We start from the raw sequence: 20,945 nt of genomic DNA, 5'->3' as shown, positions 1-20,945 counted from the left end.
AAGAGCTGGAGAAATTCAGCTCTTTTGACGTCCATGGAGGACTATGAACATTCAATGGTATCCCGGTCATATGACCAGAGCGAAAAGAAAGCTCGAAGAACAACTGAATTGGGTGGATATTGTCCTGGAACTGGGCGATGCCCGTTTACCGCTGAGTAGTAGAAACCCGCTGCTGAAGCAGCTGCTTGGAAACAAGCTCCGTTTGCTTTTGCTGAACAAATCGGACCTTGCTGACAAAAAGAAAATCGACCAGTGGCTTGTGGAACTTGGCAAGGAAGGACCTGTTTTAGCGATTAGCTCCATGACCAGCATCGGCGTCAAAAAAATTGTCCCGCTGCTCGAGGAACTGATGACGGATAAAAGAGAACGGCTGGCTGCCAGGGGAGTACGGGGGAGACCTATCCGCGTCATGGTTGTTGGGATACCCAATATTGGAAAGTCCACGCTGATTAACCAGCTGACGGGCGGTTCGCAGGCCAAGACGGGTAACAAACCAGGTGTTACGCGCGGCAACCAGTGGGTCAGGATACATGATAAAGTCGAGCTGCTTGATACGCCGGGAATGCTTTGGCCCAAATTTGATGATCCCGAAGTAGGCAGGAAGCTGGCTGTAACCGGTGCGGTAAGAGATGAAGTATTTGACCAGGAAGAGCTCGCCCAGTGGCTGCTCGCCTGGCTTAAACAGAATTATCCTCTGGAACTGCAAAGCTTTTACAAGCTTGAGGAAAACGAGACCGATCTTGAAGGAATTGGCCGTAAAAGAGGCTGTTTGGTTAGCGGTGGCAGGATTGATACCTTCAAAGCCGCCCAGATCTTTCTTCGTGAATTCCGCAGCGGTAAGATTGCCAAAGTGACCATGGACTAAAAATTCTGGCTTTTCTGAGGCGGGTCTCCATAATGTATAGAGGCTTTTCGGCTGTTGTTCCCTCGGTGGAACAAACACCCGCGCTCCGCTATCCTGCTTCGCTTGACGCTTCTATACATCACGGAGACTGGTCTCTAGAGTATGTGCATATTTTATTCAGCTGGGGAGATGAAGGAATGGGTGAAATCGAAAGGATAGAGAAACTCCTGGAGATAGAAAAAGGTTTGTTCGCTGAAGGGTATTCACGGATTGCCGGTGTAGATGAAGCAGGGAGAGGCCCACTTGCCGGGCCTGTCATTGCCGCTGCCTGCATCCTACCAAGGGAGTTTGAGCTTCCTGGCCTGAATGACTCGAAGAAATGTTCGGAAAAGAAAAGAAGGAACTTAGCTGAAGAAATCAAAAAGCAGGCTGTTGCTTTTGCACTGGGAAGTGCGACGTCTGGCGAAATTGACCTGTTAAACATTTTAAGGGCCACAAAGCTGGCGATGACAAGAGCGCTGGAAAACCTGAAAATCAACCCTGATTACATCATTATTGACGGCAGGGACATGCTGAATATGGATACGGCTCAGAAAGCCATTATTGGTGGAGACGGTCTTAGTGCGAGTATTGCCGCGGCTTCAATTCTGGCAAAGGTTACCAGGGATGAGCTGATGGATGAGATGCATCAGATTTATCCGGAATATCATTTTGATCAACACAAGGGTTATGGGACCAAGTTGCACATGGAGGCAATAAGCCATTTTGGCCCTTGCTTAATCCACCGGCAGAGCTTCTCACCGATCAAAGAAATGATCGCCGGGACGCAGTATAAACTGGGGTAATATCTGAGATTGGGACCGGCATACAGTGTACATAAAAAAGATTTGAGACTTAAGGATTACAATAGAATAAGGATTACAATAGAATTTATTTCAGTAACAGATAAGGAATAGCTGCGTTGTACGCGGCTATTCCTTATTTAATTTTTATCCAATGACGTATCCAATATTTCTAATTATTTTACTCTGATTCTTTCACCAACATAAATACGATGTCTGCGCTTTCTTAAATGGGGATTCAAATTTAATAAGATGATGACAGTCACGCCGTGCTGGCGTGCAATCTTCGATAAATTGTCTCCCTTGTGAACCTGATGATGCAAACGGATCACTCCTTTAACCAAACTATATATCCATATTATGGAGTGATCTAGATTGTTCGTGTATGTACATATAGATTATCTTTTGTTAATTAAATTTATAATTATACTTTTGCTGAACTTATTTGATTACTTCATTGATTCGTCTTTATCCTGTCCAAAGCCCTGTACTGTAGTGATTCGGCCAGATGTTCTGCCCGGATATTTTCTGATCCGGCCATATCAGCAATTGTTCTGGCTACCCGCAGGATACGGTCGTGGGCCCGGGCACTGAAGAGGTTTTTATCAAAAACTTTTTGCAGGAGGGATTCACCGGCGCTGTCCAATTGGCACAGCGCTTTTGTTTCGCGACCGGTCATTTCTGAGTTTGTCCTGCTCGCATTCAATCTTTTATACTGAATTTCTCTGGTTCTGATCACCCGGTTGCGGACAATTTCAGAGGTTTCCCGGTTGTCCCCGTGTTTTAGCTCGCCATAGCTTAAACGGGGGACTTCCAGCTGGATGTCAAACCGGTCCAGTAGGGGTCCGGAAACCTTTCCGCGGTAGTGGCTGATTTGAAGTGGCGTGCAGGAACATTCCCGGCCATTCTCCCCAAAATAGCCGCACGGGCATGGATTCATCGAAGCCATAACACAAATGCGTGCTGGAAACTCGATTCTGCCTCTCAGACGGATTAACGTCAGTTTTCGGTCCTCGAGCGGCTGACGGAGTGCTTCGAGGACTTCCCGGGAAAACTCAGGCAGTTCATCCAGAAAGAGAACACCGTGATTGGCCAGGGCGAGTTCCCCAGGCTTAATTTTTTGTCCCCCGCCGATGATTCCGGCGATTGTAGCCGTATGGTGAGGGCTGCGGAAAGGCCTTTGCGTAATCAGCTGCCCATTTCCCCGGATAATACCAGTCAGGCTGTGAAGCTGAGTCACATCAAGACTCTCCTCAACCGTGAGAGGCGGCAGAATCCCGGCAAATGCTCTGGCCAGCAGCGTTTTACCAGAACCGGGCGGACCAACCATCAACAGGTTGTGCCCACCGCAGGCGGCAATTTCGAGTCCACGTTTGGCCTGCATCTGCCCATGGATATCCGACCAGTCCACAGATACCGTTTCAAAGATTTCAGCAGAGGGCGGGGAAGGAATAACGGAAAAATGATCTTCTCCGTTCAAAATCCCCACTAACTCAGCAAGACTGATCACGCTTGCACTTTTTATTTCGGTTACAAGCCTCGCTTCGGCCAGATTAGCAGGCGGTATAATCAGGACTTGTTTTTCTGGCTCGCTTTTTAAAGCCAACGCCATGGTTAGAACGCCCGGTATCGGACGCAAAAGACCTTCCAAGGAAAGTTCGCCGGCAAAAACATAGCGGTTCAGTACAGCATTATTTAGTTCTTCCATGGCAGCCAATATACCCAAAGCGATCGGTAAATCCAGACCGGAGCCTTCTTTACGCAGGTCTGCAGGAGCAAGATTAACTGTAATTCTTTTCAAAGGGAAATCGAAGCCTGAGTTTTTCAACGCTGACCGGACTCTGTCTCTGGCCTCTTTCACAGCAGTGGCCGCAAGGCCTACAATTTCCAGACAGGGAAGACCATTGGCAATATCCACTTCGACACTGACCGGCTGGGCTGAGAGATTGTCGACAGACATTCCGCTGACAGAAGCAAACATTTTTTTCACCTCAAAAACAAAATTCGCTTCTGACAGCAAATATCCTTCTATAAAATTACATTAATGGATTAATATAGTTGAATTTTGGCGATATTTATGGAATCAGACAGAAACGTCAGACAGAATGTCAGGCAAAAACATCAGACAGAAACGGAAAGAAAATGAGCCATTTATAGTGCCCCTTGGATCCAGTTGAACTCGGGAACGCCTTCAGCCATGTTAATGGCGAAAATATCAAACCTGATTTGAGGCCATTGACGATAGTGTTGTTCCAGAAGATAGTACGAGGCAATACTTTTAAGCCTTTGGATTTTCCAGAGGCCAATGCTTTCTTCCGCCGATCCCCGGATATTGGAACTCCTCAGTCTGACTTCGATAAATACAATTGTTTTCCCATCCCTGGCGATGATGTCGATTTCTCCCTTGGGACAACGGTAATTGCGCTGGATAATGTTCAAACCGGCTTTCTTAATATGTTCCAAAGCCATATCCTCGCCCCGCTGCCCCAACTGTCTTTTATTCAATGGTTCAGGCCTCCTAAAAGTAAAAAATCCTGTACATATTCAACATAACAGATCGATTTGTATATCATGATTAATATTACCAAAAATGACATAAAATAGTAATAGGCTACTGTGGAAATTGTATCATGAAAGAAAAAAATACTGCCGGGATGTTTGTGATTCAGGTTGACTGAACGATAAGGAGATAAAGCTACAGGCTTTCTTCAATCAGCCAAATATATTCCCAGGCTTTCTGGTTGCTTTGTAAACCGTCATACCATGGAATCCCCGAGACGGGTCTTTCGGAAAAATAACGTGCTTTCAGAATGATTTCCGGACGGTATTCATAATGCATAATATCAAAATTTCCCCATTTGCCGCCCCAGATGAAACCATATTTTTCAAAGATAGCAGAGACCTCCTGGGGATAGGCCTTAAGCCTTTTCTGACCTTCTTCACGCGTGGACCAGCGCCAATAATCGTATTTATTACTGTTAAGATCGATTGCGATACCATAGGCATGGGAGCTCAGCCTGTTTGTACCGCCGATCAGCCGGTAATTGAAAGCCCCACTGCTCGGAAAAGAAGCGGCGTACACCTTATGGCTTTGGCGGGACAACGGAAGCAGTTCTTTCATGACCGCTTTTAAGGATTCCGCAGCTTTATTGTTTCCATTAAACTCTACATACTTGTAGCCAATGCTGACTTTGGTCAGATTGGATAGGATTGTTTTTTTGCTCGTTCCATAGACTTCTTTCAGAAGCGGATAAACTCTTGCACAGCCAGGGTTGTAGTAATTAGGTAAAATTTCCGTAATCTTGGACAATGGGTAGAGCTGGTCCATCATATCCTGAAGGTCGGGGTTCCCCGATTTCTGCCAGGAGTTTTTTTCTTTTTTGTCATCATATAAGATTTTTTTCCCCGATTTTAAAAGGACATAAACCTCATTTTTGGATGCTTTCTCCACACCGGTAATAGTTTCCGGATAGGCCAGCATCAGACAGAGAATATCCCTTTTCATTACGTCTTCATATTCCCAATCGGAAACTGGGGACACTGCGGGTGCGTTTACTGTTATTAGATGTCTGTTCCAAATAATCTTACAGCCTGTAACTAAAAGGACAATAACAATCAGACCTAAGATAAATTGCTTGAAGTTCATGGCTTGTTCATCCTTCCGCGGAACCTTGAGAAAGGCTAATCATAATTATGTATGCCTGAACAAAGCAGGATAGACCTGCAAATTTTGTATAGTGAAATAGCATACGGTAATAATACACTTGAAATTAAAAATACGAAGTAAAAAACAACAGGGTGTGAAAGACCGCAGAAGGGATGGAAGGGAAGAGTATGGCGAATATGGATGGTTCGACAAAACCTCTCATTATTTGGCTCGGGACAAATACCTGTGCCGGCGATATGCTTTCCTTTCTTAATGCCAAGGACCCGGGCTACGAGGAGTTGATCAGCAGCATTGCAGAGCTTCGTTTCGATTATCTTTTAAGCGCGTCCGAGGGAAGTGATGCCATCAATGTTCTTGATGATCTCCAGAAAAATCATAAAGCAGCATACATCCTGGTGGTTGAAGGAAGCATCCCAACGAGGTCCAATGGCCTGTATTCTGTGATCGGTTATCGGAACGGCAAGGCTTGGACGGCTTTGCAGGCAGTGCGGGAACTAGGCGCTGCAGCTCGTTACGTAGTTGCTGCCGGTACCTGCGCAGCGTTCGGAGGGATCTATGCTGCGGCTCCGAACCCTTCTGAATGTGTATCGTTACAGGCTGTTCTGGACAGAAAAGTTATCAATGTACCTGGATGTCCAATCAACCCCGAATGGATGATGGGCACTTTGAACCATTTAATTCAGTACGGCGAGCCGGCGCTTGATGATGATAATCGTCCTAAACTTTTCTATGGAGAAACAATCCATAACCTTTGCCAGCGGCGGGATTATTTTGACAACAGCATCTTTGCCGCTAAGCCGGGAGAACCGTGGTGCATGTATAAAATAGGCTGCAAAGGGCCGGTTACCTATGCTGATTGCCCTGTCCGCCAGTGGAACGGAGAGCATCTAAGTTGGCCGGTAAAAGCCAATACCCCTTGTATCGGCTGTGCCAGTCCTGAGTTTTCCGATGGAAGCGTTCCATTCTTTGAACATTTGCCGGATGTAAAGCTTCCGGGGATCAAGGTAACGGCAAACAGGGTGGGCCAATTGACAGGGGTTGTGACGGCGCTTGGTATTGGCGCCCATCTGATAGGAAGCATTCTGACCGGCAGATTCGCAGAAACATTGAAAAAAGATCTCCCACGCGGAAGCAAGCTAAAACTCAGGCAACGGCTTAAAAAGATTCATTAATAAGAAGACGGTAGAAAAAAGATTGTCTGAAGGCGAGAATAAAGAAAAAGGACGGACTTCATGAAAAAGATTGTTATAGGGCCACTTACCAGGGCTAACAACTCCTGCGCCGTAGAGGTCACAGTCGAAGACAAAAAAGTGGTAGATGCCCGCTGCAGCGGGATTTTTTTCAGGGGGTTTGAACTGATACTGCAGGGAAAAGATCCGCGGGACGCCGCGTACCTTACGGAAAGAATCTGCGGGATCTGTTCATCTCTGCATGGAGCAGCTGCCTCCTACGCCTTGGAAGATGCTGCTGGGATTAGGCCGCCCCGTAATGCCAACATTTTGCGAAACCTGATCATCGGGGCAGATATTCTTCAGAATCATATCCGTCATCAGTATTTGTTTTCCCTGGTGGATTATTTGACTTTGCCAGAGAGGGCCCCTTTTGTTCCAGGTTATACCAAAGATAAGCGGCTGGAAAAAAAGAAAAACGACGCGATGGTGCAGAATATGTATTTAGCGCTGGAAATAAGCCGCCTGGCTCACGAAATGGTGACCCTGCTAGGCGGAAAAGCCCCGTTTCCTCATGGGATATTGGCTGGAGGGGCTACAGTTGTGCCTTCTGCCGATGTGGTCATGAATTTCCGGTCGAAGCTCCAAAAAATCAATCGGTTTATCCGGAATCAGATGGTACCTGATGTATACATTCTTGAAGATGCTTACAGTGATTACTATGAACTCGGCCAAAGAGCCCAAAATATGCTTGAATACGGGCTATTTCCACGCACCGAGCAAGACCGGGAGAGGTATTTTCCCAGTGGAGCAGTGCTGAACGGCCAAATCCAGAAGGTTGATCTGTCGTTGATTAAAGAACATACGGCTAGATCCTGGTATGCAGCAGAGTCCGGACCGCGAAACCCATCTGGAGGCCGAACAGTCCCTGAACGGGAAAAAGAAGACGCTTACTCTTGGATAAAGGCACCCCGTTATTCCGGTATGCCGCTGGAAGGAGGCCCGCTGGCCAGGCTCTGGATCAAAGGCGATTACCGAAAGGGTATATCGACGATGGACCGGGTAATCGCCAGGGCGCTTGAGACCGAAAAAGTGGGGACCTTGATGGAATCCTGGCTCGATGAACTAGAGCCGGAAGGATGCATATTTTCACCCTTTGAAGTACCAAAAAATGCCGAAGGAATCGGCCTCACCGGAGCAATGCGCGGTCCGCTCGGACACTGGCTGCGGATTGAAAACGGCAGGATAGCCCAATACCAGATCATTACACCCAGTGCCTGGAATTTTTCTCCCCGGGATGATCAGAATTGTAAAGGACCCGTCGAGGAGGCGCTCATTGGAATTTCGATTGCGGATGAAAAACAGCCCATTGAAATCGGCCGGGTGATCAGGGCATTTGACATTTGTTCCTCTTGTTCGACACATTTAATAACTACGGGAAAACCGGTTGGGGAGCTGATGATATGAATTGGAAAAAGCAACGTCATTCAGGAACAGTGAGATTGCTTCACTGGGTCTACGCGCCGGCTGTACTGGCTTTAATTTTTAGCGGGCTTTACATTCACAGCCCATCGCACGCTTTCGGGTTCAAGCGGATGGATTCAGCACGGAAGACACATGCCGTCGCCCAGTTTTTACTGTTAAATTCGTACGTGGCACGGGTTTGCTACGGGATGAAAGACAAAAACTATAAAGAGATCATTCCGAACCGCAAGACCTTAAAGGCAATACCTAAATTCTTAAAATACGAGTTCTTCTTATCCGAAAAAAAGACGAAATATCCCAAATACAATCCAGGTCAGAAAATATTGATTACCTCGCTGGCAGGATTAACCCTGGTCCAGATGATTACCGGGATGGCCCTCTACTTTAAGCCCCTGCAGAGAGCGGTCAAACCGGCAGGAGGATTAAACCGTGTGCGCTGGCTGCATTATCTGGCGGCATTAATGACGGCCTCATCCGTATCCGTCCATCTTTATTTTACCCTTACAAATAGCCTTAAAAAACTTAAATCAATATTTACAGGCTATGCGTAGATTCAGAAAAATAGAAAAATGAATTGACCATAAAAGAAATACGTAATAATATAATATATGAACACTTATTCAAGTATTCAATTGATAGAGCAATTACAAAGGAGAGGTTGTTTTGATGGAGGGGAAAGCGGAGAATTTGCGGTGTGACTGCCTGGTTATTCATGAAGAAATTGTCGGTAAGGTTAAAGAATTGATGCCGCAGGAAGAAAATCTATATGATCTTGCTGAGTTATTTAAAGTATTTGGTGATACGACAAGGATAAGAATTCTCTGGGCGCTTTCGGAAGCAGAAATGTGTGTCTGCGACCTGGCCTTTCTATTGGATATGACCCAGTCGGCAATTTCCCATCAGCTGCGGATTCTTAAGCAATGCAGGCTGGTAAAAAACAGAAAAGAAGGAAAAATCGTATTCTATGCGCTGGATGACGAGCATATCAAAGGCATTTTCAGCCAGGGAATGCTCCATGTCAAAGAAGGATAAGGATGCGTGAGGAGAAAAAAGATATGGCTATAAAAAGTCAGGAAGCAGTCATCCTGTTTGCCGGTCTTGGCTGTGCAAATTGCTCGGTTAAAATCGAACAGGAAGTAAGGAAGCTGGATGGCATAATAACTGCAAATATTGATTTTGCAGGCAGCAAACTCTATCTAGAGGTAAATGATTCTGAAAAGATCACAGATATCGTCCACGAAATTGAAAAAATCGCTTCCGGGATTGAGGCCGGGGTAAGCATTACTGGGATCAGGTCCAAAGATATGGGTACAGCCAGTAAAGAAGAGAAAACCACGGAACAAGAAAAACAAAAAGAACAGAAGGAACAAAAAGAACAAAGAGAACAAAAAGAACAAAAAAAACAGAAAGTTAATGCCGAGCTGGTTTGCTTTGTCATTGGAGCCGTTATTTTTGCTGCTGCGTTTCTGCTAAAATTGAAACCTGCCGTTGAAATTGTATTGTTTCTGATCAGCTATTTATTGGTTGGCAGCCAGATTATCTGGGCGGCGCTTCGGAATTTTGTCCGCGGCAAGTTTCTTGATGAAAACTTTCTGATGTTTATTGCTACAGTTGGGGCGCTGGCTATTCAGGAATATCCCGAGGCTGTGGCAGTGATGCTGTTCTACCGGGTCGGTGAATTTTTCCAGGACAGTGCTGTGAACCGTTCCCGCCGCTCGATCAGTGAACTGATGGATATTCGTCCGGACTATGCGAATTTAATGAAGGGAGATTCCATAAGCAAAGTGCCGCCGGAGGAAGTCAGGGAAGGCCAGATGATTCTGATCAAGCCAGGAGAGAAAGTTCCCCTTGATGGCACAGTGCTTGCGGGCAGGTCTGTTTTGGATACCTCGGCGCTCACCGGAGAATTTATCCCGAGGGAGGTCGAAGCCGGCAGCAGTATTCTAGCTGGTTTTATTAATAAGACCGGGGTCTTGACCGTAAAAGTTACGAAGGTTTATGCGCAGAGCACGGTTGCACGGGTTCTGGATCTGGTGGAAAAGGCCGCCTCTAAAAAAGCTAAGACAGAAAATTTTATGACAACATTTGCGCGTGTCTATACACCGGTTATTGTGCTCGGAGCTGCACTTTTAGCTTTTCTGCCCCCGCTTTTTGTTGAAGGGGCCACATTCAGCGAATGGCTGAACCGGGCTTTGGTCTTTCTCGTGGTGTCATGTCCCTGCGCACTGGTGATCTCCATCCCGTTAAGCTTTTTTGGGGGTATCGGAGGCGCTTCTCGAAACGGCATCCTGATCAAGGGAAGCAACTACCTGGAAGGCCTGAATCAAGTGCGTACGGTTGTCTTCGATAAGACCGGCACGCTAACCGAAGGTGTGTTTGAAGTTACCGGAATACAAGCTGCTCAGGGGTTTGATGAAGATACTTTGCTGGAATATGCTGCTGCGGCTGAATATTTCTCAGGTCATCCCATTGCGGCTTCGATTTTGAAACGATACACCGAAGATGATACGAAAAAACTGAATACCAAGGGCATTGATCAGAAAGATATCCATCAGTATCAAGAAATACCAGGCTATGGCGTAAAAACAGTATATCAGGGAAAAGAAGTCATGGCCGGCAGCGCCAGGCTCCTGACTGAGGAAGGAATCTCCCTGACGCAAATACCCGAGGCTGGAACGATTGCCTATATCGCGATTGAGCGTCAATATGCCGGCTATATCCTGATTACGGACAGAGTCAAAAAAGATGTTCACGGGGCTTTGCGGGGATTGAGACAGGCGGGAGTTAAGAAATTTGTTATGCTGACCGGAGACACGAAAGCGATCAGTGAACAGATCGGACAGCAGTTGGGGTTTGACCAAGTTTACGCTGAATTGCTTCCCGATCAAAAGGTCGCTGTTCTGGAAACGCTGGAGGAACAGAAGGAAAAAGGCAGTAAACTGGTTTTTGTCGGAGATGGGGTCAATGATGCACCGGTCCTGGCCAGGGCTGATATCGGCGTTGCCATGGGCGGACTCGGGTCGGATGCAGCGATTGAGGCCGCGGATATTGTCCTGATGACGGATGAACCTGCCAAACTGCTCGAGGCAATCCGGATTGCCCGGAAAACGAAGGGAATTGTCTGGCAAAATATTGGTTTTGCGCTCGGAATAAAGATAGGTGTCCTCATCCTTGGAGCGATGGGGGCCGCGACAATGTGGGAAGCTGTATTTGCCGATGTAGGCGTGGCTGTGATTGCGATCCTGAATGCAATGCGGGTGTTAAAGAAGAAAAAAGTCAAGGAATATGATATAGTGTTATAGGCAAAACACGCACGTAAAAAAGGAAAGGGAATTTGATGGAAAAGACGACGAACCAGAATCAGATTAAACCCAGAAGGACATTTGCAATTATTTCTCACCCGGATGCGGGGAAAACAACCTTAACAGAGAAGCTGCTGTTTTTTGGTGGGGCTATCCGGCTTGCTGGTACGGTAAAAGGAAGAAAAGCAGCCAAATATGCAACTTCCGACTGGATGCAGATTGAAAAAGAACGTGGCATTTCCGTAACTTCAAGCGCCATGCAGTTTTCATACAACGGAATTCATATCAATATTTTAGATACACCCGGGCACGAAGATTTTAGTGAAGATACCTATCGCACGTTGATGGCAGCCGACAGCGCCGTCATGCTAATCGATCTGGTCAAAGGCGTTGAAGCTCAGACCATCAAGCTGTTTAAAGTCTGCCGGATGAGAGGCATACCGATTTTTACGTTTATTAACAAGCTGGACCGTTTTGGCAAAGACCCGCTGGATGTCCTTCAGGAAATTGAGGATGTCTTAGGCATCAATACGGTTCCTTTGAATTGGCCGGTTGGAATGGGAAAAGATTTCAGTGCAATCTACGACCGGCGGCATCAATGTCTGGAGCTTTACCGGGACGGTGAACGGAAACGGATCGATGCGGACGAACGCGGTCTTGAAGATCCCGCTCTCAAAGACTGTCTCGAACCTGCCTTATATGATAAGCTTCGCGAAGATCTGGAACTATTGGATATTGCCGGGGATCCGTTTGACGAGGAAATGATTCAGCAGGGGATGCTGTCTCCGGTCTTCTTCGGCAGTGCGCTGAGCAGTATTGGTGTTCAAACCTTTCTGGAGCAGTTCCTGGAAATGGCGCCTGAGCCAAGACCGCAAAAAAGTTCGGTTGGCGACATTCAGCCGACTGATCCTCAATTTTCAGGTTTCATTTTTAAGATTCAGGCCAATATGAACCCGGCCCACAGAGACCGGATCGCGTTTATGCGAGTCTGTTCAGGCAGGTTCGAACGTGGAATGGCAGCCAATCATGTCCGAAGCGGTAAGAAGATCAAGCTTCCGCAGCCACAGCAATTTTTGGCACAAGAACGCGATATCCTGGAAGAAGCTTATCCCGGAGATGTGGTGGGTTTGTTTGATCCGGGCATTTTTCGGATCGGCGATACCCTGAGTGAGGAAGGGACCTTTGAATTCGAAAGGCTGCCGCAGTTTGCACCGGAGTATTTTGCCAAGATCATCAATCTGGACTTTTCCAAATACAAACAGTTTCAGAAGGGAATCAAGCAGCTGACGGAAGAAGGGACAGTGCAGGTCTTCCGGACCTTTATGGATGGGCCCGAGGAACTGATCGTCGGCGTTGTGGGCAAGCTTCAGTTTGAGGTCCTGGAATACCGTCTCGAAAATGAATATGGCACAAGAATTCAGCTTCATCATCTTCTGCATCATATGGCCCGCTGGGTCAAAAGCGATAAACCTGTTGATCCGGCCAATTTGCGCGGGCTCCGTAATCTGTGCGTCAAAGATCAGGATGACCAGCTGGTCGTTCTTCTTGAAGACGAATACTACCTGGACAGATTGAAGGATAAGTACCCGGAAATCACGTTCCATACGTCCTCTAACGACTAGTACATTGATCTTTGAATATTTATTTGGGTCTGGTCTGTGCGCCACATTCCGCTCTCGGCAGATAGCGCCCTCCATGGCGCTAACTGCCGCGCTCCGCATCCATGCTCCGCTTACGCTGGAACTGTGGCACACAGACCCAGCTATGAAGGTTTAAATGTCTAGTTATTTAGAAAACGGTATACTAGTACGGTGAATTTTAAACAATTTCTAAATCGTTTCTGTCATGAGACATCCAAGAAATAGGTAAATGATTAGATTTTTTCAAGGATAAAGTCGAGATCTTGGCAGCTCTTGCTGTTCTGTCCATTTTTCAGCGGAGCAAAGAGATCTCCTTTATCCTTCAGCCTGCCGCTGATATTCAGCAGATTAAAATCTTCGGGTTTGACCCCGTGCCTCAGCTCTTCCCATTCCAATGGAGCAGCAATTGATGCGGAGGCTGTTGCTCTTGGTGAATATGGACTGATGATGGTTTTCCCCTGCCACATCTGCAGATAGTCAAAATAGAGCTTATGGCCTCTTTTGGCGACACTGCGCTCCAGGGTAATTTGCCGGGGGTATTTCTGGCTGAAATAAACCGCAAAAAATTCATTGATTTTTCTGGCGGTATCGTAATCATACTTTCCGCCTGTCGGAATATGAATCTGAAGTCCGCTTGCCCCGGAAGTTTTGATATAGCTTGTAATCTGAAGCGCTTTAAGCTCTTCAAAAATCAGCAGAGCCACTTCCGTGACATTCTCAAAGGTCTGACCTTCGGAAGGGTCCAGATCGAAAACCAGTGCAGAAGGATACTGATCCCTGTCATAGGGGTTAAATGGAATGTGGAATTCCAGACACGCCTGGTTTCCGAGCCAAATGAGGATTGCTTCTGATTCTAAAATGATATACTGATTATCCCGCCATTCGATCGTCGGAATCCACTCTGGGGCATAATCAGGAATATTTTTTTGGAAAAAGGACTTCCCCTGAAAACCATTAGGATAACGGATCGTCGTCAACAAACGGTCTTTGACGTGGGGCAAAAGATACGGGGCTAGTTCCAGCAGGATTTTCAAATAATCAATCTTGCGGATTCCGAGGCTTGGCCATAATAATTTTTCAGGATTGGTTATAGTGAGCGTTTTGCCGTCGACTTCCAGGTTCATTCCACGATGATTTCCTTTCCTTGGGCTTTTGAGGTAGGTTTTTACTGAAACCATTCATCACCTGTTCTGATTTTTATGACAGGACCGGTTCCATTACTTGCAATAGTTCCATAAAAATTTTTCAGGTACTAGCTTGCAGTCGTCTTTTCTTCTTTCTGGGCATCCGTATCCGGTTTAGTTTTTTCTGCAATCTTTGCTTTGTCTCTCGATTTCTTTTTGGTTTCTTTTAAACTAGACTGAAGGGCTTCCATCAAGTCAATGACATTACGGTGAGGAGTTTCAGGTGCGATCTCTATTTCCCTGCCTTCAATCTTTTTATTAATTAGATCTCTCAGTGCTTCCCGGTAATTATCCTTATATTTTTCCGGCTCGAATGGTGCAGTCAAGTTGGCAATCAGCTGAGTTGCAATATCGAGCTCTTTTTCGTTGACACTCTGCTGTTCGCTGATTCCGGGTACCTCACTGACCGGTCTTATTTCATCCGGATAGAAAATGGTTTCCAGGACCAGGATCTTGTTGTAAACCCTTAAAGCAGCCAGCGTCTGTTTATTGCGGATGGTCATTTTAGCCAGGGCAATTTTGCCGGTATCATTCATGGACTGCCGCAGGAGATGATAGGCTTTGCCGCCGGTATCCTGCGGAGCTAGGTAATAGGATTTGTCGTAATAAATCGGATCAATTTCCGCAAGATTAATAAAATCAAGGATTTCAATTGACTTTTCTTCCACTTCAGATTTTAAGGCGCTAAGATCTGTCTCGTTGATAATAATAAAATGGCCGGTTTCATATTCATACCCGCGGACAATTTCATCTTCTTGTACTTTTTTGTTGCATGTCGGACAATGCTTTTCATACTTAAGAGGCGTATTGCACGCTTTATGGATGTATCTGAAATGGATATCCTTTTCTTCCGTAGCAGCAAACATTTTTATGGGAATATTAACCAAACCAAAGCTTATGGAGCCTTTCCACATTGTATGCATCCTGTTCAGCCCTCCATTTTTCAGATATAGGTAGTATGAGCATTACGCGGTAAAACTATGAAAGCCTGGTGTTTGTGGAACAGACAGAATGATTGTGTATAGGTACACAGGAATTGACAACAAGGTGTACAGGAATCACCAACAGGGAAAAACTTGAATAGTAGATCAAAAAGAGGTAAAATCAAAGAAAAAATACTTTGAATATCAAAATAATTTTTGAAGGGTTTATTGCTGAAAAAACGATTAAAAAGAATTATTGTGCAAAAAAATTTTAAGAAATTGTTGAAAAATTATTGGAGGGCTATTTTGAAATTACCTGTATTAAGAGTAGGAGATCTGATTCCGAAGTATCCGATCATCCAAGGTGGGATGGCTATTAGAATTTCCACTTTTCGGCTGGCTGCGGCTGTGGCCAACGCCGGTGGAATAGGAATTATTGCTGCGACGGCTTTGGATGAAACTGAATTAAAAGGCGAAATCAGAAAGGCCAGGGAGAAATCCAAAGGAATCATCGGAATAAATATTATGTTTGCAGCAACGCGTTTCAAGGAACTTGTCTGTACTGCGCTGGAAGAAGGCATTGACCTGATTATCCAGGGAGCGGGTTTTTCCAGGGACATTTTTCGCTGGTGTGCTGAGGCAAAAACCCCTTTAGTCCCGATTGTATCGACGGCCAAACTTGCCAGGATTTCTGAAAGCCTGGGAGCGGCAGCGGTCGTAGTAGAAGGGAAAGAAGCCGGAGGACATCTCGGAACAGATCAGTCTATGAGAGTTCTTCTTCCTGAGATCAAGGAGGCTATTTCTATCCCGGTCATTGCGGCAGGAGGTATTGTGGATGCCGGAGATTTACAGGAGGCATTTAGACTTGGTGCTAACGGCGTGCAAATGGGGATCCGCTTTGCTGCCAGTGAAGAGGCGAATGGAGCGCCGTCCCTCAAAGAAGCTTATCTGAGAGCAACGGCAGAAGATATTGTCATCATTCAGAGCCCCGTCGGGCTGCCCGGGAGAGCAATTCGAAACACATTTACAGATGAAATCCTTTCGGGGAAAGTAAAATCCCCACAAATATGTGAGGGTTGTTTAAAAAAATGCACAGCAACTTTTTGCATAAAGGAGGCCTTGATCAATGCCCAACAGGGTAATTTAGATCAAGGACTGATTTTTTCAGGACAATCTATTGAAAAGATAACTGAAATCCTACCTGTAGCGAAAATAATCAGTGATCTGGTTAATGAATATGAGGAAATGTGATCATTAAAAAAAGAGGATGGAAACGAAACCATCCTCTTGATTAGTACTAGAGTTTTCCACTATTATTTGCCATGTTACTTTCGGCAAATTCAATCATCTTTTTAACCATATTTCCGCCGATTTTACCGCCAATTTGGCCGCCAATCCGGCCGGCATCCCTTGATGTGATGTCTCCGTTATATCCCTTGTTTAACTGGATGCCCAATTCATTGGCTACTTCATATTTGGCGTTGTCCAGATACTGCGCATATTCCTGCGGTCCGCTGTTCATGATACCTAACTCTTTGGAAACTTCATATTTTAGTTGATTCAAACCAGAATTTGATTTTCTCCCCAAACTAAATCACCTCTTTATTTTTTCTTATTTTAGTTTGTTCCATTCCACAGCGCAAATACGATGAAATGTTTTGCTATTCAGGCAAAAAAATGACTAGTATCTTTTATAAGGAAAAACGTAAAAAAAGATAAAACTAAGGATAATAAAAAATATATTCAATGTTCAAAAATGACATTTTTGCAGACAACCTTTTTCTTTACCTGGCCGGATAAAAAGCATAATCCATCTCTTTACTGCATAAAAAATGATATAGACTGTCTGGATTTTATTTGGAAAGGAGTTTCGAATCATGCAAGTTGCGCTCCCTTTGACAGAATCCAATCAGCCCACCCTCGTTCCGAAACAGGTGATTGGCCTAACAGCACTTCTACTGGCTGGAACTGCTGTAGTCCCCTCTAGTCCTTATGCCCTGCAGGAAATCGCCTCCTCGCGTCCTAAAGTTACGGCAGCTCCTGCTAAAATGGTTGACGAAAGCCCTATGCAGACCGACAATATTAGAATCATGGAGGAAAAAGCTGGCGAGAGCAGCTTTTCTTGTGTAAATGTCAGTACGCTTTCTCTGATGGAGGCAAACAAAGAAAAAGCAGAAATTCAGGCCGGCATCATAGCTTCGGTACTGACCTGGAAAGGGACTGCTTATAAATGGGGCGGCCGGTCGAGATCCGGTGTCGACTGTTCAGGGCTAGTCCAAAGAGTATTCCTAGAGAATGGAATTCAACTTCCAAGGACATCGTATGCACAATTTAGAGAGGGGGTTGGAATACCCAAAACAAGATTAGAACCTGGCGATCTGATCTTTTTTCATACCAACGGAGCCGGAGCAAGTCATGTTGGAATCTATCTCGGTGATAACAAGTTTATTTCTGCGGCCAAGCATTGCGTTCAGATTTCTTCACTGGATGAACATTACTGGGCGGAGCATTACCGGGGCAGCAGAAGAGTGATCGCATGACACTAAGGACAGTCATCTGCCAAGTATGTTGATTTAAAAGACGGATTCTTGACAGAAGAATCAATAAACTCTATAATCAAAATAACCTAAAATTTAGGCAAATCGCTGCAAGGGAAGGTATTGCCTCTCGTCTCCATGGGGATGGGAGGTTTAGTTTATTTCAGATACTGGGGGTAGAGTCAGATGAAGATTCTGGTGAATAACAAAGTGGCAGAGGCTGGAATTCAACTGCTGCGTGAAGAACATGACGTGGATACATATTGCACATTATCTCAGGAAGAACTGATCAAAATGATTCCGGAATACGATGCTTTGCTTATCAGAGGCGATACGATTGTCAGCAGTGAAGTCATTGAAGCCGGTAGGAATTTGAAAGTAATCGGAAGGGCTGGTCTGGAAGTTGAGCATATCGATATTCAGGCAGCCACAAAGCAGGGGATTGTTGTCCTGAATGCCCCTCAGGGCAACAGTGCTTCTTCCATTGAATATACCATCGGGATGATCCTGGCTTTGGCCAGAGGGATTCCTCAAGCTTATTCTTCTGTTCAGCGTGGAGAGTGGCAAAGACAGAAGTTCCTGGGAATGGAGCTGAAAGACAAGGTCTTGGGTATCATTGGACTGGGACGGGTCGGCATGGGCGTAGCAAAAAGGGCCAAAGCTTTCGATATGAAAGTGATTGCTCATGACCCATTTTTTAGTGATGATAAAGGCAGAGAGATGGGAATTGAGCTAGTGAATCTGGATTTGATCTTCAGCAAAGCGGATTATCTGACGCTGCATATTCCAGCGACAGTTGACACGCGCAATCTGCTGAATAAAGATGCGTTTGCCAGAATGAAAAAAGGTATTAAGATTATTAACTGTGCCAGAGGCGGGATTATTGATGAGGAAGCTTTGGTCTGGGCCCTGCAGGAAGGAATTGTTTCCGGAGCAGCTTTGGATGCGTTTGCTGAAGAACCTCTTCGGCCAGATCATCCGCTGATGAAGATGGAGAATGTGGTCTGCACTCCTAGGCTTGCCTCCAGGACGCAGGAGGCTGAAAATGAGGTTGCGGTTTGCGCAGCCCGCGGAGTGCTCGCTGCACTGAGATCCGAACCGGTTTCAACTTCACTGAATATTCCGCCTGTATCACGAGATGTCATGAATATGATCAAGCCTTACCTTCACTTGATGCAAAAAATGTGTATTCTGGCTGTCAAACTGACGGAAGGAAGAATAAAAAATATTGAAGTCCGCTATAATGGCGATATCAGCACTGCGGATACCAAAATGCTGACGCTGGCAGCCATAAAAGAGGTCTTAAATCCAATTCTTCAGGAAGAGGTCAATATTGTCAACGCGCCTGAAGTTGCGAAAGAACGCGGTATAACCGTCAAGGAGATCAAAAGCAAAGAGGCGCAAAGCTTTGTTGATCTGATCAGCATTACCATTAAAACTGATTTAACTGAGCATAAGGTAGCAGGTACGCTTTTTGGCAAAAGTGAACAGCGGATTGTGGAGATCGACGATTTCAGGGTTGAAATAGATCCTTCGGGATGGTTCCTGCTTATCTCGCATGAGGATTATCCGGGGATGATCGGCAAAGTCGGGACTGTATTGGGTGAGCATAACATCAACATTACCAGTATGCAGGTTGGCAAAATCAGTTCCATGAGCAGAAACATAATCATTGTCGGTATTCAAACCGAAGCCGATTTGGAAGTCATCAGTAAATTGAAAGAGATTAAGGGGACTGAAAATGTTGAAGAGATTTTCTTCAATAAATATCTGTCCTAAGGGGAGATCGGCATGAGCATCAAGTTTGGCACGGCCGGAGTGCCTTTGTCTTCCAAGGAAACATCCACGGAGGCCGGAATCCTAAGAATCAGGGAACTCGGAATGGATGCGATGGAAGTCGAGTTTGTTCACGGGGTCAGAATGAAGGAAGATAAAGCGTTAAAGACCGGGGAGACTGCGAAAAAAGAACGCGTATCCCTGTCTTGTCATGCGCCTTACTATATCAACCTGAACTCTAGTGAAACGGAAAAAGTCGAGGCAAGCAAAACAAGGATTATTCATACGGCCAGGATTGCCGGGATACTTGGGGCCGGAAGCATTGTTTTTCATCCAGCTTTTTATTCTGGGGATACCTCGGCTACCGTCTTAGCCAGAGTGGTCAAAGAACTCAGCGATGTCCGGCAGGAACTTGATCAGGAAGGCAACCAGGTCATCCTGAGGCCTGAAACGACAGGTAAACCCTCCCAGTTTGGCGATCTCACGGAAACGATCAAAATAGCACAGGAGGTTCCGGGCGTATTGCCCTGTATTGATTTCAGCCATCTGCATGCCAGAGCCAATGGTCAATTCAACAGCTATGACGAGTTCTGCGCGATTCTTGAGCAGACAGCCGAAGGGCTTGGTGAGAAGTGGATAAGCAATGCGCATTTCCATATTTCCGGGATTGAATATGGTCCAAAAGGCGAAAAGAGACATCTCGTTTTGCAAGAAGCTGACCTGAAATTCCGGGAAATCCTTAAAGCTTGCCTGAGCTTTGGCATCCAAGGAACCGTGATTTGTGAAAGTCCGAAGCTTGAGGAGGATGCTCTGATCCTGCAAAAGACATATCAGGAGCTAAAGGCGGAGCACTGATGAAGAATTTATTTGACCGTTTTGATAGGCTTAACTGCGACCACAGGGACATTCCTGGTCGTCAGCGTCGGTTTGCCTGTCTATATGCTGATTTGATCCACAGGAGTTCTCTCACTGGAACCCATTTCTGCCAATAATATTCATGCGCTTCTCTTAGCTGAATTTGCTTGTGCCTCGACCCTCATTGCGATGGGTGCGGTACTTGGACGGCTGCGTGTTTACCAGTACGCGATCCTAGTATGGTTAGACGTATAGCATAGTAAGATCGTATCGTGACAATGCATGCTAGGTTGTCAAGCTTTCAGTCCAAACCTTGACCGGAATCGGCTAGGCTTGAGCTCCCATTTTTGGTAATCGAATTGTGGCTATCGCAGCTACTGGAGTCAACACTTGAACTATTTTATCTTTGCCTTTCTTTATTTTGCCAGGCGTGGGCAATTTTATTAGACGTTTGGAACATTTACTGCCACACACTCCCTAGGCTTTCCGGTTTTTAGCAGCTCAGGATAAACTAAAGCAATAATCCTACACATCAGAAAACAGTGCAGCTCCTAGTACATCCACAATAACAGTTACCAATGACACGGTCGTAGTAAGCTCTCTCGTTGAAGGAGATGTAGTCAATGTTTATTCCGTAGCCAGTGGCGGTACACTTTTAGGAACAGCAACAGTGGATAGCGGACAAACTTCAGTGACAGTAATAATCCCGCAGATAGGCTCT

19 protein-coding genes are annotated in these 20,945 nt (G+C 45.7%); 12 read left to right on the top strand and 7 right to left on the bottom strand.

All coding sequences use genetic code 11. From position 1 onward, the window contains the following. The first annotated feature begins 43 nt into the window (after positions 1 to 43). Together ylqF and A7K50_RS00305 are read left to right on the top strand one after the other, a co-directional pair. A complete protein-coding gene (gene ylqF / locus A7K50_RS00310) occupies positions 44 to 865 on the top strand; it encodes a ribosome biogenesis GTPase YlqF (protein WP_020492784.1) in 822 nt (273 codons plus the stop codon). Positions 866 to 1,041: 176 nt separating this feature from the next. Beyond that, a complete protein-coding gene (locus A7K50_RS00305; RefSeq protein WP_119774445.1) occupies positions 1,042 to 1,689 on the top strand; it encodes a ribonuclease HII in 648 nt (215 codons plus the stop codon). Between the two features lie 173 nt (positions 1,690 to 1,862). Here the strand turns inward: A7K50_RS00305 and A7K50_RS14420 are convergent, their stop codons facing one another. The 4 genes from A7K50_RS14420 to A7K50_RS00285 all read right to left on the bottom strand — a co-directional run bounded on the left by A7K50_RS14420 (position 1,863) and on the right by A7K50_RS00285 (position 5,332). Then, positions 1,863 to 2,018, bottom strand: a complete 156-nt coding sequence (locus A7K50_RS14420; protein ID WP_256364967.1) for a LysM domain-containing protein — start codon at positions 2,016 to 2,018, stop codon at positions 1,863 to 1,865. Between the two features lie 122 nt (positions 2,019 to 2,140). Beyond that, the gene (locus tag A7K50_RS00295) at positions 2,141 to 3,667 is read right to left on the bottom strand and encodes a YifB family Mg chelatase-like AAA ATPase (protein WP_119774443.1); all 1,527 of its coding nucleotides are present in this window, start codon (positions 3,665 to 3,667) and stop codon (positions 2,141 to 2,143) included. 170 nt (positions 3,668 to 3,837) lie between these two features. Further along, a complete protein-coding gene (locus A7K50_RS00290; RefSeq protein WP_020492781.1) occupies positions 3,838 to 4,191 on the bottom strand; it encodes a YraN family protein in 354 nt (117 codons plus the stop codon). Between the two features lie 190 nt (positions 4,192 to 4,381). Beyond that, entirely contained in the window at positions 4,382 to 5,332 is a 951-nt protein-coding gene (locus tag A7K50_RS00285; RefSeq protein WP_119774284.1) for a M15 family metallopeptidase, read from the bottom strand. Positions 5,333 to 5,520: 188 nt separating this feature from the next. On the opposite strand from A7K50_RS00285, the gene A7K50_RS00280 reads away from it, so the two are divergent. The 6 genes from A7K50_RS00280 to A7K50_RS00255 all read left to right on the top strand — a co-directional run bounded on the left by A7K50_RS00280 (position 5,521) and on the right by A7K50_RS00255 (position 12,931). After that, positions 5,521 to 6,525 carry a hydrogenase small subunit gene (locus A7K50_RS00280; RefSeq protein WP_119774283.1) on the top strand — a complete coding sequence of 335 codons (1,005 nt, stop codon included), beginning with the start codon at positions 5,521 to 5,523 and terminating at the stop codon, positions 6,523 to 6,525. Positions 6,526 to 6,585: 60 nt separating this feature from the next. Beyond that, complete coding sequence (locus A7K50_RS00275; RefSeq protein ID WP_119774282.1) at positions 6,586 to 7,989, top strand: nickel-dependent hydrogenase large subunit; 1,404 nt, start codon at positions 6,586 to 6,588, stop codon at positions 7,987 to 7,989. After that, positions 7,986 to 8,558 carry a cytochrome b/b6 domain-containing protein gene (locus A7K50_RS00270; protein WP_119774281.1) on the top strand — a complete coding sequence of 191 codons (573 nt, stop codon included), beginning with the start codon at positions 7,986 to 7,988 and terminating at the stop codon, positions 8,556 to 8,558. Before A7K50_RS00275 ends, A7K50_RS00270 begins: the two co-directional genes overlap by 4 nt. Positions 8,559 to 8,673: 115 nt before the next feature. Continuing rightward, on the top strand, positions 8,674 to 9,039 hold the full coding sequence (locus tag A7K50_RS00265) for a metalloregulator ArsR/SmtB family transcription factor (RefSeq protein WP_119774280.1): 366 nt from the start codon (positions 8,674 to 8,676) through the stop codon (positions 9,037 to 9,039). A gap of 2 nt (positions 9,040 to 9,041) precedes the next feature. Continuing rightward, complete coding sequence (locus A7K50_RS00260) at positions 9,042 to 11,309, top strand: heavy metal translocating P-type ATPase (RefSeq protein WP_119774279.1); 2,268 nt, start codon at positions 9,042 to 9,044, stop codon at positions 11,307 to 11,309. A gap of 35 nt (positions 11,310 to 11,344) precedes the next feature. Then, positions 11,345 to 12,931: a peptide chain release factor 3 gene (locus A7K50_RS00255; protein WP_119774278.1), complete on the top strand. Its 1,587-nt coding sequence runs from the start codon at positions 11,345 to 11,347 to the stop codon at positions 12,929 to 12,931. 251 nt (positions 12,932 to 13,182) lie between these two features. Here A7K50_RS00255 and ligD read toward each other — a convergent pair whose 3' ends face one another. Together ligD and A7K50_RS00245 are read right to left on the bottom strand one after the other, a co-directional pair. Further along, a complete protein-coding gene (ligD, locus tag A7K50_RS00250) occupies positions 13,183 to 14,073 on the bottom strand; it encodes a non-homologous end-joining DNA ligase (protein ID WP_119774277.1) in 891 nt (296 codons plus the stop codon). Between the two features lie 128 nt (positions 14,074 to 14,201). Beyond that, positions 14,202 to 15,056, bottom strand: a complete 855-nt coding sequence (locus A7K50_RS00245; RefSeq protein ID WP_119774276.1) for a Ku protein — start codon at positions 15,054 to 15,056, stop codon at positions 14,202 to 14,204. Positions 15,057 to 15,362: 306 nt separating this feature from the next. Here A7K50_RS00245 and A7K50_RS00240 point away from each other — a divergent pair, with 306 nt between their 5' ends. Continuing rightward, a complete protein-coding gene (locus A7K50_RS00240; RefSeq protein WP_119774442.1) occupies positions 15,363 to 16,307 on the top strand; it encodes a nitronate monooxygenase in 945 nt (314 codons plus the stop codon). A gap of 46 nt (positions 16,308 to 16,353) precedes the next feature. Here the strand turns inward: A7K50_RS00240 and A7K50_RS00235 are convergent, their stop codons facing one another. Then, entirely contained in the window at positions 16,354 to 16,620 is a 267-nt protein-coding gene (locus A7K50_RS00235; RefSeq protein WP_282433199.1) for an alpha/beta-type small acid-soluble spore protein, read from the bottom strand. 313 nt (positions 16,621 to 16,933) lie between these two features. Between A7K50_RS00235 and A7K50_RS00230 the strand changes: the two genes are divergently transcribed. From A7K50_RS00230 to A7K50_RS00220, 3 genes are all read left to right on the top strand, one after another. Further along, positions 16,934 to 17,596 carry a C40 family peptidase gene (locus A7K50_RS00230; protein ID WP_119774275.1) on the top strand — a complete coding sequence of 221 codons (663 nt, stop codon included), beginning with the start codon at positions 16,934 to 16,936 and terminating at the stop codon, positions 17,594 to 17,596. A gap of 183 nt (positions 17,597 to 17,779) precedes the next feature. Next, complete coding sequence (serA, locus tag A7K50_RS00225) at positions 17,780 to 19,372, top strand: phosphoglycerate dehydrogenase (protein ID WP_119774274.1); 1,593 nt, start codon at positions 17,780 to 17,782, stop codon at positions 19,370 to 19,372. 12 nt (positions 19,373 to 19,384) lie between these two features. Beyond that, entirely contained in the window at positions 19,385 to 20,224 is an 840-nt protein-coding gene (locus A7K50_RS00220; RefSeq protein WP_119774273.1) for a TIM barrel protein, read from the top strand. The last annotated feature ends 721 nt before the right edge of the window (positions 20,225 to 20,945 follow it).

It is taken from the genome of Dehalobacter sp. MCB1, from assembly GCF_003590275.1.
Lineage (GTDB): Bacteria > Bacillota > Desulfitobacteriia > Desulfitobacteriales > Syntrophobotulaceae > Dehalobacter.
This window is presented reverse-complemented; position numbering and strand designations above follow the sequence as displayed.

Coding starts and splice junctions, on each gene's coding strand:
- ylqF (WP_020492784.1), top strand. CDS start 44: ATGAACATTCAATGGTATCCCGGTCATATGACCAGAGCGAAAAGAAAG.
- A7K50_RS00305 (WP_119774445.1), top strand. CDS start 1,042: ATGGGTGAAATCGAAAGGATAGAGAAACTCCTGGAGATAGAAAAAGGT.
- A7K50_RS00295 (WP_119774443.1), bottom strand. CDS start 3,667: ATGTTTGCTTCTGTCAGCGGAATGTCTGTCGACAATCTCTCAGCCCAG.
- A7K50_RS00285 (WP_119774284.1), bottom strand. CDS start 5,332: ATGAACTTCAAGCAATTTATCTTAGGTCTGATTGTTATTGTCCTTTTA.
- A7K50_RS00280 (WP_119774283.1), top strand. CDS start 5,521: ATGGCGAATATGGATGGTTCGACAAAACCTCTCATTATTTGGCTCGGG.
- A7K50_RS00275 (WP_119774282.1), top strand. CDS start 6,586: ATGAAAAAGATTGTTATAGGGCCACTTACCAGGGCTAACAACTCCTGC.
- A7K50_RS00270 (WP_119774281.1), top strand. CDS start 7,986: ATGAATTGGAAAAAGCAACGTCATTCAGGAACAGTGAGATTGCTTCAC.
- A7K50_RS00265 (WP_119774280.1), top strand. CDS start 8,674: ATGGAGGGGAAAGCGGAGAATTTGCGGTGTGACTGCCTGGTTATTCAT.
- A7K50_RS00260 (WP_119774279.1), top strand. CDS start 9,042: ATGCGTGAGGAGAAAAAAGATATGGCTATAAAAAGTCAGGAAGCAGTC.
- A7K50_RS00255 (WP_119774278.1), top strand. CDS start 11,345: ATGGAAAAGACGACGAACCAGAATCAGATTAAACCCAGAAGGACATTT.
- ligD (WP_119774277.1), bottom strand. CDS start 14,073: ATGAACCTGGAAGTCGACGGCAAAACGCTCACTATAACCAATCCTGAA.
- A7K50_RS00245 (WP_119774276.1), bottom strand. CDS start 15,056: ATGCATACAATGTGGAAAGGCTCCATAAGCTTTGGTTTGGTTAATATT.
- A7K50_RS00230 (WP_119774275.1), top strand. CDS start 16,934: ATGCAAGTTGCGCTCCCTTTGACAGAATCCAATCAGCCCACCCTCGTT.
- serA (WP_119774274.1), top strand. CDS start 17,780: ATGAAGATTCTGGTGAATAACAAAGTGGCAGAGGCTGGAATTCAACTG.
- A7K50_RS00220 (WP_119774273.1), top strand. CDS start 19,385: ATGAGCATCAAGTTTGGCACGGCCGGAGTGCCTTTGTCTTCCAAGGAA.